The following is a 9893-nucleotide window of genomic DNA, read 5'->3' on the forward strand; positions in this document are numbered from 1 at the left end:
GCCTCTGATGGGCCGCTCTGCCCCGCATCGGTCAGCCTTCGGCCATGGCACGGGCGACCAGCACCGCGCCGTAGTCGCGCCGCGCCTCCTCCATGGTGAAGCGGCCATCCGCGATGTCGGTGGCGAGCGCCCGTGGGTCGCGTTCCGTAGGTTCGCCGAAGCCGCCGCCGCCCGGGGTTTCCAGGCGCACGCTCTCGCCCGCCTTCAGCACCAGGTTGGCGGCCTTGGAGGAGAGTTCCTCCTCGGCATCCGTGCCGGGGTTGCGCAGCAGCCGCGCCGTCCCGCCCGGCAGCCCGCCGAACAGCCCTGGCGCGCCTGCGCGGTGCCCATCCGAGCGGGCGGAGAAGATCACGCCGTCGCGCGTCGCGCGGATCTGCCGCGCGATGCCCATGCCGCCGCGATGCCGCCCCGCGCCGCCGGAGCCTTCCACCAGCGCGTATTCGTCGACCAGCAGCGCGTATTCGTTCTCGAGCGCCTCGGCCGGCAGGTTGGAGGTGTTGGTGACATGCACATGCACGCCATCCATCCCGTCCGCGTTGTGCCGCGCGCCGACGCCGCCGCCCATGGATTCGAGATAGACGAAGGTGCCGTCCTGCAGCCGCCGCTCACCGGAGAAGATGATGACCGGCACGCTGTCGAGGCTCGCTGCCATGGCGCGCTCCGGCGGCAGCAGCTCCGCGAAGGCGCCGAACAGGGCGCGGGCGATCTTGTTGCAGGTGATGGAACGCGCACCCGTCGCCGCCGGGAAGCGCGGATTGACGATGCTGCCTTCGGGCGCGCGGATCTCGATGCAGGTCGCCATGCCCTGGTTGGGCAGCAGGCCGGGGTCGAGCAGCGTCTTCACCGCGTAGTAGACCGTCGCGCGCAGCGCGCTCTCGGCAACGTTCATCGCGCCGCGCGCCTGCGGGGCGGAGCCGGCGAAGTCGATCACCAGCGTCTCGCCCCGCACCGACACGCGCGCGGTGATCGGCACTGGGTCGCCGCCGACACCGTCATCGTCCAGCCAAGCGGTGAACTGCGCGCTGCCATCGGCCATGTCGCGGATGCGGTTGCGCAGGCGACGCGCGGTATAGGCCAGCAGGTCGTCCGTCGCGGCGATCACCGCCGCCAGGCCCATCTGCTGCACCAGGCCCTGCACAAGCCGCGCGCCGCGCTCGTTCGAGGCGATCTGCACCTTGAGGTCGAGCGCACGCTCCTCCGGTTCGCGCGAATTCTGCGCGATCAGGTTCAGCAGGCCCTCGTCGAGTTCCCCGGCACGGACGAGCTGCGTCACCGGAATGCGCAGCCCCTCGGCGAAGATCGTGGTGGCGCCGCCGGAGATCGAGCCCGGCGTCGGCCCGCCGACATCCGAATGATGGCCGACATTGGCGGCGATGTAGCGCGGCTCGCCTTCGATGAAGACCGGCGTCACCACGGCGATGTCCGGCGTATGCGTACCACCGGCAAGGAAGGGGTCGTTGCAGACGAAGGCGTCGCCTTCGCGCATGCGCTCGATCGGATACGCCTCCAGCACCGCCCTCACCGAGCCCATCAGGGAGCCGAGATGCAGCGGGATGTGGGAGGCCTGCGCGACCAGCCGGCCCGTCGCGTCGAACAGCCCGACGGAGCAGTCCTTCCGCTCCTTGATGTTGGTCGAGAAGGAGGAGCGGATGAGCGTGTTGCCCATGTCCTCGGTGATGGAGAGCAGCCGGTTGCTGAACACCTCCATCGCGATCGGATCGGAGAGGGATGGCATGGCGTTCATGCGGCGATCTCCAGGATCAGGTTGCCCGCCGCATCCATGGTGACGGACTGGCCGGGCTCGACCACGGTGGTGGAGGACATTTCGTCGATGATGGCAGGGCCCGGGATGCGCAGCCCGGCGCCCAGCGCGGCGCGGTCGAAGACCAGCGTGTCGCGCCAGCCCTCGTCGAAATGCACGCTGCGGGTGGCGCGCGGCGCGGGCGTTCCGGCAGCCGCGCCACGCGGCGGGGTGGCAGGGCGCTCGACCGCGCCGATCGCCTTGAGACGGCAGTTCACCACCTCGATCACGCGATCGGGCACGTCGTAGCCGTATTCCTGCCGGTGCGCGACGGTGAAGGCCGCACGGAACTGGTCCAGCGTGAAGCCGCCGGCATCCGGCAGCGCGACCTGCACCTCGTGGTTCTGGCCCTTGTAGCGGGCATCGATCACGCGGGCGAAGGCGCGGTGCTCCTTGGGCACCTGGCTGGCGTCGAGCCAGTCGCGCCCCTGCGCTTCCATGCCGGCGAAGCGGTCCATGATGCCGGGCCAGGACCCGTCGGTCGCCTGCACCACCTCGCTGCGCACGAAATCGAGGCTGATGTCGGACATCAGGATGCCGCGGGCGCACATGGTCCCCGGTTCCTGCGGCACCAGCACGCGGCGGATGCCGCATTCCCGCGCGACGGCGGAGGCATGCAGCGGCCCCGCGCCGCCGAAGGGGAAGAGCGCGAAAGTCGCGAGGTCATGCCCCTTCTCGGTCGAGACGGCGCGGATCGCCCGGCTCATGTTGGCGACGGCGATGCGGATGATGCCGAGCGCGGCCTGCTCCACCGTCAGGCCGAGCGGGCGGGCAATCTTCTCCTCGATCGCCTGGCGCGCGGCCGCTTCCTGCACCTCCATCCGCCCGCCGAGCAGCGAGACGGGATCGAGCCGGTGCAGCACGATGTTGGCGTCGGTCAGCGTCGGTTCCTTGCCGCCGCGGCCATAGGCGACCGGGCCCGGATCGGCGCCCGCGCTGTGCGGGCCGACCTTCAGCGCGCCGGCATCGTCGATCCAGGCGATCGAACCGCCGCCCGCGCCGATCACATGCACATCGACCATCGGCGTGCGCACCGGGTAGTCAGCCACCAGTCGGCTGGTGGCGAAGGCCGGGCGGCCATTGGCGATCAGCGAGACATCGGTGCTGGTGCCGCCGACATCGTAGGTCACCACATCCGGGAAGCCCGCCGCGCGCGCCACTTCCGCCGCACCCACCACGCCCGCCGCGGGGCCGGAGAGGCAGGTGCGCACCGGGAAGGCGCGCACCGTCTCGACCGACATCAGCCCGCCATTCGAATGGATGGTGTAGGGCGGCACCGTCGCGCCGATCTCGTTCAGCCGCGCCAGGAAGCGTTCCAGGTAGCGCTCCATCCGCGGCCCGACATAGGCGTTGATGACGGTGGTGGAGAAGCGCTCGTACTCGCGGAATTCCGGCAGCACCTCGGAGGAGGTGGAGACATAGGCGTCGGGCAGGATGCCGCGCACGATCTCGGCCGCCCGCCGTTCATGCGCATCGCGCAGATAGGCGTGCAGGAAGCAGATGCCGACGGCCTTCACGCCCGCCTCGCCCAGCCGGCGCGCGGCGGCGGCGACCGCCTCCTCGTCCAGCGGCAGCAGCTCGTCGCCGGCCGCGTCGATGCGTTCCGCCACCTCGATGCGCAGCGCGCGGGGGACCAGCAGCGGCGGATTGGCGACGGAATAGTCGTACAGGCTCGGCCGCGTCTGCCGGCCGATCTCCAGCACGTCGCGGAAGCCCTTGGTGGTGATCAGGCCGGTGCGCACGCCGCGCCGTTCGATCACCATGTTGGTCGCGACGGTGGTGCCGTGACCGACGAAGGAGACCTCCTGCGCCGCGATGCCGAACTCGCCGAACAGCGCGCGCAGGCCGGTCTCGATCGCCTCGGAGGGATCCGAGGGCGTGGAGGGCGTCTTGAAGTAGCGCAGGCTGCCGTCCCGCGCGTCATGCACCGTGAAGTCGGTGAAGGTGCCGCCGACGTCGAAGCCGATCCTGTACATGGTCAGCGCGCCGCCGTGACGACGATCTCGACCAGCGTGCCGGGGCCGAGTTCCGCCACCCCGACGGTCGCGCGGGTCGGCAGTTCCTCGGGCCCGAAGAACTCGGTCCACGCCTCGTTCATCGCATCCTTCTGCTTGAGGTCGATGACGAAGATGGTGGCCGACAGCACCTTGGACTTGTCACTGCCGTGCTGCGCGAGCAGCGCGCCGATGCGCGCCAGGGCCTGCGCCGTCTGGCCCTTCATCGGCAGCGACTTGTCCTCGGCGACCATGCCGCCGAGGTAGAGCAGGCCGCCATGCTCGACGACGCGATGCATGATGGGCGTGCGGTGATGGCGTGCGATCATGGCAGGGGTGTCCTTCGTCATCGGTGTCAGCCCGCGGGCTGCGGCAGCGCCGCGCCGGCAGGGAGGAAGGGTTGGGCGCCGCCGAAGCGGTCGGGCGCGAAGGGCGCGATGGGCCGCGCGGTCGCGCCCTGGATGACCAGGTCCGCGACGATACCGCCGATCAGCGGCGCCAGCGCGAAGCCATGACCGCAGAAGCCGAAGGCGTGCACCACGCCGGCGGCGCGCGTGCTGCGCCCGATCACCGGGATCTCGTCCGGCGTCACGCCCTCGATGCCCGCCCAGGCATGGACGATCTTCGCGCCGGCGAGGATCGGAAACAGTTCCATCGCGGTGCGCGCGGAATAGGCCAGGCGCGGCACGTCCAGCGACACCGCGCCGGTATCGAGGCTGCCGACGCCCTTGTGCCCGCCGCCGATCATCGCCTGCCCGCTCTCCGCCTGCTTGAAGGAGAGCGGCCGCCCCGCCGCCCCCACCACCGGCCCGAGGAAGGCCGGCAGGCGGGAGGTCAGCATCATCATGAAGGCGTTGAAGCCGAAAGGGATGTCGTCGCCGACCGTGCGCGCGATCCGCCCGCCCCAGGCGCCGGCGGCGTTCACCAGCACCGGTGCTGCATGCGTCGCGCCATCGGCCGTGCGCAGCGCCCATCGGCCGTCGCGGTAGTCCACGCCGACGACCTTCGCGTCCTCGACGATCTCCGCCCCGGCGCTGCGTGCCGCGCGGGCGAAGGCGAGCGTCGTGCGCAGCGGCGCGGCGAAGCCGTCCCGACGCGTCACCATGCCGCCGACGACATGCGGCGCGACGGCGGGCAGCAGGCGCCGCACCTCGTCAGCGCCGATGACGTCCTCGTGCGCGTAGCCCTGCGCGCGCAGCGTCGCCGCGCGGGCTTCGAGCAGCGCGAGCTCCGCCGCGTTCTCCGCCACCTTCACCTGGCCGGGGGCGCGGAAGCCGCAATCCTCGCCGACCAGGTCGGTGATGCGGTGCCAGAGCGTCAACGCCTCCAGCGCCAGCGGCACTTCCGCGAGATGCCGCCCGAGCGTCCGCACGCCGCCCGCCGAATAGCCCGAGGCATGGGCGGCGACACGCTTCGCTTCCAGAACCCGCACGCACCGGCCGCGCCGCGCGAGATGCAACGCCGCCGAAAGCCCATGCAGACCGCCGCCGATGACGAGGACCTCCGGCGTGCTCATGCGGGCTCTCCCGCATCGGTCTGCGCGGGCCGTGACGCCGGGCGTTCCGAGGCCAGCGCGGCCAGGGCGGCCAACCCCACCGGCCGCGCGAAATGCAGCGGCCCGAGCAGCGCGGCCTGGGCCAGCGCCTCCGGCTCGCGCCCATCCTCCAGCAGTCCGGCGATCTCCACGGGATCGACCCGTTCCGCCGCCGGCAGTGGCCGCGCCGTGGCGACCACCGTGTCATCGATCGGACGTCCTGCCATCGCCAGCGCGGCACTGCGCGCCTGCGCCACGGCATCCGCCGCACCGAGCACGGCGCCGGCGGCGAAGACCCCGGTGACGCTGGTCTCGCCCCGCTCATCCACCACCGGCACGCCGCCATCGAAGGTACAGCCGAGCGCGGCCAGCAGCAGCGGCGCATCCTCCAGCACCAGCAGCCGAGCGAAGGGCAGCGCGCGCACGCCGGCCGCATCCTCCACCCACACCAGGCCCGGCTCTGCGTGCCAGGCGGGCGCCTCCAGCACCAGCGCATCCGGCAGGTGCCGCGCCGCCTCGCGCGCCGCTTCGCCCCGGCCGAGGATCAGCACATCGCTCATGCCGCATCGTCCTTCGCCAGCCCCGCCAGCGCACCTACGGTCAGCGGCTTGAACGGCGCGCGCGGCCGCAGCACGCCGGCCTGCTCGACCGTGATGCCGCGCTCCGCCGCGATCAGCGCCGCGACGGTGGTGCCGCACATGCGCCCCTGGCACGGTCCCATGCCCGTGCGCAGATAGGCCTTGGCCTGGTTCGGCCCGGTCGCACCGAGCCGCGCCGCCGCGCGCACCTGGCCGGCGGTGATCTCCTCGCAGCGGCAGACCAGCGTGCTGTCGTCGGCCGGCGCCAGCACCTCCGGCGCCGGCGCATAGAGCCGGTCGAGGAAGGGCCGCAGCGCCAATGCTCGGCGCAGCGCGGCGCGATGCGGCACGGCGCGCCGGTCGCGTTCCGCCGTATCGATCCGGCCGAGCCGGCACGCCGCATCCAGCGCCGCCAGCCGGCCCGTCGCCACCGCGGCCTCCCAGCCGCCGATCCCGCCGCCGTCGCCGGCGACCGCGATGCCGTCATGGCTGGTCGCGCCCCAGCCATCCAACGTCGGCCGCCAGCAGAGCTGCGCCGCATCCCAGCGATGCTCCAGCCCGAGCGCGCGCGTGACGTGGGTGGAGGGGATCACGCCCTCATGCAGCAGCAGCGTGCCGCAGGGGATGGTGTTGCCCTCCCAGCGCACATGCTCGACGCGCCCTTCGCCGAGCGCCTGGAGGCCGCGCACCTTGCGCACGACGCGCAGCCCGCGCGCCCGCGCCTCGCGCACCAGGGCGAGGCCCTTCAGCAGAAGCCTGCGTCCGGCCCAGAGGCCGCCCGCCTGCAAGGCCGCCGTCGCGGCGCTGCCGCGCGTCGTTTCCAGCAGCGTGACCGGCCCGGCGCCGGCACGCAGCATCTGCACCGCGATCAGCCAGCACAGCGGCCCCTGGCCCGCGATCACCACCGGCCCGGCGGGCACCGCGCCCGCGGTCTTCAGCAGGATCTGCGCAGCCCCGGCGCCCATCACGCCGGGCAAGGTCCAGCCCGGGATCGGCACCGGCCGTTCCTGCGCGCCGGTGGCGAGCAGCAGGCGCGACGCCCCGGCTTCCTCCGCCTTGCCCTCGCGCAGCAGGGAAAGGCGCAGCGTGTCCGTATCGATGTGCCACAGCGTGGTGCCGGGCCGGTACTCCACGCCGCGTGCGGCGCGGAAGGCGCGCACCAGCGCCATGCCCTCGGTCGCATAGTCGCCGGCCAGGGCGGGGTCGCCTGCGGCCCTTTCCACCGCGCGGAAGACCTGGCCGCCCGGCGCGTCCTGCTCGTCCAGCACCAGCACCGACAGGCCGAGCGCAGCGCCTTCCAGCGCCGCCGCGATGCCCGCCGGCCCGGCGCCGACGATGGCGAGGTCGTGCCCGCTCATGCCCGCGGCCCCGCGACGCGGGCGCCACGCTGCGGCGCGATGCGCATGCCCGGCGCCACCGTCACCATACAGGCCTGGCGGTTCGGCACGCCGTCGATCTCGGCCAGGCAGTCGAAGCACACGCCCATCATGCAATAGGGCAGGCGCGGCGCTCCGCCGACCGGCGTGCTGCGCAACGCCGGCAGGCCCGCCAGCAGTACCGCCGCGGCGGCCGATGCGCCTTCCGGCACGCGCACCACCTGCCCGTCCACCAGCACCTCCACCGTCGCGGGGCGCGCTTCAGGCCGCTGTGCGTACATGACCGAACCTCTCCGCGCTGAAGGGACGAAGCTCCGGCGCCAAGGCGCCGGCGGCGATCATCGGGGCGAGCATGCGTGCATGCGCCGCAGCCAGCGTGACGCCGGAATGGCAATTGGCGGTGAAGGCGCCGGGAAAGCGCTCGGACTGGTCGTAGATCGGCAGCCCATCGACCGACATCACGCGCAGCGCCGACCAGGCGCGCACGATGTTCAGCTCCGCGATCCAGGGCATCGCCAGCACCGCGCGCCTCGCCATGTCGCTCATCACCGAAGGGATCTGCGTGGTGCTGTCGAAGCCCGCATCCTCCTTGCTTTCGCCGATCAGCAGGGAGCCCTCGGCGGTCTGGCGCACGTTCACGGTGGGCATGGACAGCACGGGCTGCGCGCGTTCGGTGACGAGGATCTGCCCACGCTCCGGCCGCAGCGGCGCGGCGAGGCCGACCATCGGGGCGAGCGCGGCATTGCCCAGCCCGGCGGCGAGCACCAGGCGTGGCGCCCGCACCGTCGCCCCGCCCGCGGTGACGCGGAAATCATGCGGCGCGGCATCGAGCCCGGCCACCGCCGCATTCGGCCGATAGGTCCCGCCGAGGTCGCGGAAGGCGGCATGCAGCGCGCGCAGCAGCGTCAGCGCGCCGGCATGGCCGTCATAGGGCGTCCAACTCGCTCCCACCACGGCGGGGCCGATCCCTGGCAGCCGCTCCGCCACCTCTGCGCGGGTGAGCATGCGGTATTCGAAGCCGAAATTGCCGGCCTCCGCGCGCATGCGTTCCATCCGCGCCGCGCGGACGGAGAACTCCTCCTCCGAGAGGCAGATATGCAGTCCGCCCGGCTGTTCCAGCGCGGTGTCGAGCCCGGTGCGCGCCGCGAGCGCGGCGGCGAGCGCCGGCCAGGCTGCCGCCGATTGCCGCGACCAGCGCTGGTAGTGTGGCGCGCCGAGCCCCTTGGACTGCACCCAGACCAGCCCGAAATTGCCGCGGCTGGCGCGATGCGCGACATCGCCTTCGTCGAGCAGCAGCGTATCGAGGCCCTGTTCGGCAAGGCCGCAGGCGATGGCCGCGCCCACCAGCCCGCCGCCGATGACGATGGCATCGTGCCGGCCCGGGGCCGGCGAGGGTTCTTGCGCGGAAAGCACCATGACGGGGAACTTGGCCCTGGCGCCTGAACTGACACAAATTCATAATAGTCCCAGTTTCATTCCTCTGGGTTGCCGCACTGTGACCCCTCGCCGCTACCACCAGCTCCAGGCCTTCATCGCCGTCATGCAGCTCGGCTCGGTGAGCCGCGCCGCCGAATCCCTGTTCCTGACGCAGCCCGCCGTGACCAAGCTGCTGCGCGCGCTGGAGGAGGAGACCGGCCTCGGCCTGTTCGACCGCCGGCGCCGCCGGCTGGTCCCGACCCATGAGGCCCGGCGCTTCGAGCAGGAGGTCACCCGCTTCTTCGCAGCCGCGCGGCAGGTGGACCGGCTGGCCAGCAACATGCGCGGCGCCGGGCTGGGCGAGCTGCGCGTGGCGGCCATGCCCTCGCTCGGCATTTCCTTCGTGCCGCGCCTGCTGGCCCGCTTCGCGCGGGAAGCGCAGGGACTGCGCGTGGCGATGACGGTGGCGAGCTCGCTCGAGGTGCATGAGCTGGTGCAGTCGGGGCAGGTGGATCTCGGCTTCGCCAACCCTGTCTCGGCCGGCGGCGCGATGGCCGGCGCCCCCCCGATTCCACTGCCCGGCGTGCTGGTGCTGCCGCTCCGCCATCGCCTGGCCCGCCGCCGCGTGGTGGAGCTGCGGGAGCTGGAAGGCGAACCGCAGGTCTCGCTGGGCCGTCAGTACCGGCTGCGCGACCTGGTGGACGAGATGTTCGAGCGGCACGGCGTCGCGACGGTGTCGGTGGCGGAGACGCAGAGCGCCGCGGCGGCGTGCGAGATGGTCGCCGAAGGCCTGGGCTTCGCCATCGTCGATGCGGTCACGGCCGGGCGATACGAAGGGCGCGTGGTCACGGTCGCTGTGAGGCCGGCGATCGACTTCCCGGTGCAGGTGCTGGCGCCGGCGGGGCGGCCGATGTCGGTGTTGGCGGCGCGGTTCCTCGGGATGGTCCAGGCAGCGATGCCGGACGGTGAGGACCGGAGCGGTCGATGGGCCGCGCAGATGCCGGAAGGTCGATGTTGAGGGGGCGTTGCCCCTCCGGGCCACCCCACCAAAGGCCGAAGGGCCTTTGGAAACCATCACCTGGTGTCGGGCAGAGCAGGTATTTCGCGGCAACCAAGGAAGCGCCACGCTCGAAGGCCGGATTTCCTTCCGGGCGTCGTGGCCGCAGCGTACTTCCCCGCGCCGGCGCGGCAATC

General features: G+C 72.5%; 9 protein-coding genes. 1 reads left to right on the forward strand and 8 read right to left on the reverse strand.

Annotated elements, in window-relative coordinates:
- Nucleotides 1-31: 31 nt before the first annotated feature.
- The 8 genes from GXW74_RS12435 to GXW74_RS12470 are packed head-to-tail and all read right to left on the reverse strand — an operon-like array spanning nt 32 to nt 8699.
- Nucleotides 32-1744, reverse strand: coding sequence for a hydantoinase B/oxoprolinase family protein (locus GXW74_RS12435; protein WP_211846825.1), 1713 nt, complete (start codon nt 1742-1744; stop codon nt 32-34).
- Nucleotides 1741-3777, reverse strand: coding sequence for a hydantoinase/oxoprolinase family protein (locus GXW74_RS12440; protein ID WP_211846826.1), 2037 nt, complete (start codon nt 3775-3777; stop codon nt 1741-1743). The genes GXW74_RS12435 and GXW74_RS12440 overlap by 4 nt, the downstream gene beginning before the upstream one ends.
- A gap of 2 nt (nt 3778-3779) precedes the next feature.
- Nucleotides 3780-4124 (reverse strand): RidA family protein, encoded by a 345-nt coding sequence (locus GXW74_RS12445; protein WP_211846827.1) that lies wholly within the window; start codon nt 4122-4124, stop codon nt 3780-3782.
- 26 nt (nt 4125-4150) lie between these two features.
- Nucleotides 4151-5311, reverse strand: coding sequence for an NAD(P)/FAD-dependent oxidoreductase (locus GXW74_RS12450; RefSeq protein ID WP_211846828.1), 1161 nt, complete (start codon nt 5309-5311; stop codon nt 4151-4153).
- Nucleotides 5308-5889, reverse strand: a complete 582-nt coding sequence (locus tag GXW74_RS12455; RefSeq protein ID WP_211846829.1) for a hypothetical protein — start codon at nt 5887-5889, stop codon at nt 5308-5310. Before GXW74_RS12455 ends, GXW74_RS12450 begins: the two co-directional genes overlap by 4 nt.
- Nucleotides 5886-7265, reverse strand: a complete 1380-nt coding sequence (locus GXW74_RS12460; protein WP_211846830.1) for an FAD/NAD(P)-dependent oxidoreductase — start codon at nt 7263-7265, stop codon at nt 5886-5888. The genes GXW74_RS12455 and GXW74_RS12460 overlap by 4 nt, the downstream gene beginning before the upstream one ends.
- Nucleotides 7262-7564: a (2Fe-2S)-binding protein gene (locus GXW74_RS12465; RefSeq protein ID WP_211846831.1), complete on the reverse strand. Its 303-nt coding sequence runs from the start codon at nt 7562-7564 to the stop codon at nt 7262-7264. Before GXW74_RS12465 ends, GXW74_RS12460 begins: the two co-directional genes overlap by 4 nt.
- Nucleotides 7545-8699, reverse strand: coding sequence for an NAD(P)/FAD-dependent oxidoreductase (locus GXW74_RS12470; protein WP_211846832.1), 1155 nt, complete (start codon nt 8697-8699; stop codon nt 7545-7547). Before GXW74_RS12470 ends, GXW74_RS12465 begins: the two co-directional genes overlap by 20 nt.
- 79 nt (nt 8700-8778) lie before the next feature.
- Here GXW74_RS12470 and GXW74_RS12475 point away from each other — a divergent pair, with 79 nt between their 5' ends.
- Nucleotides 8779-9717 (forward strand): LysR family transcriptional regulator, encoded by a 939-nt coding sequence (locus GXW74_RS12475; RefSeq protein WP_338148220.1) that lies wholly within the window; start codon nt 8779-8781, stop codon nt 9715-9717.
- The last annotated feature ends 176 nt before the right edge of the window (nt 9718-9893 follow it).

This window comes from Neoroseomonas eburnea (assembly GCF_018129005.1).
In the GTDB taxonomy this organism is placed as follows: domain Bacteria; phylum Pseudomonadota; class Alphaproteobacteria; order Acetobacterales; family Acetobacteraceae; genus Neoroseomonas; species Neoroseomonas eburnea.

Coding starts and splice junctions, on each gene's coding strand:
- GXW74_RS12465 (WP_211846831.1), bottom strand. CDS start 7,564: ATGTACGCACAGCGGCCTGAAGCGCGCCCCGCGACGGTGGAGGTGCTG.
- GXW74_RS12450 (WP_211846828.1), bottom strand. CDS start 5,311: ATGAGCACGCCGGAGGTCCTCGTCATCGGCGGCGGTCTGCATGGGCTT.
- GXW74_RS12435 (WP_211846825.1), bottom strand. CDS start 1,744: ATGAACGCCATGCCATCCCTCTCCGATCCGATCGCGATGGAGGTGTTC.
- GXW74_RS12460 (WP_211846830.1), bottom strand. CDS start 7,265: ATGAGCGGGCACGACCTCGCCATCGTCGGCGCCGGGCCGGCGGGCATC.
- GXW74_RS12440 (WP_211846826.1), bottom strand. CDS start 3,777: ATGTACAGGATCGGCTTCGACGTCGGCGGCACCTTCACCGACTTCACG.
- GXW74_RS12445 (WP_211846827.1), bottom strand. CDS start 4,124: ATGATCGCACGCCATCACCGCACGCCCATCATGCATCGCGTCGTCGAG.
- GXW74_RS12470 (WP_211846832.1), bottom strand. CDS start 8,699: ATGGTGCTTTCCGCGCAAGAACCCTCGCCGGCCCCGGGCCGGCACGAT.
- GXW74_RS12455 (WP_211846829.1), bottom strand. CDS start 5,889: ATGAGCGATGTGCTGATCCTCGGCCGGGGCGAAGCGGCGCGCGAGGCG.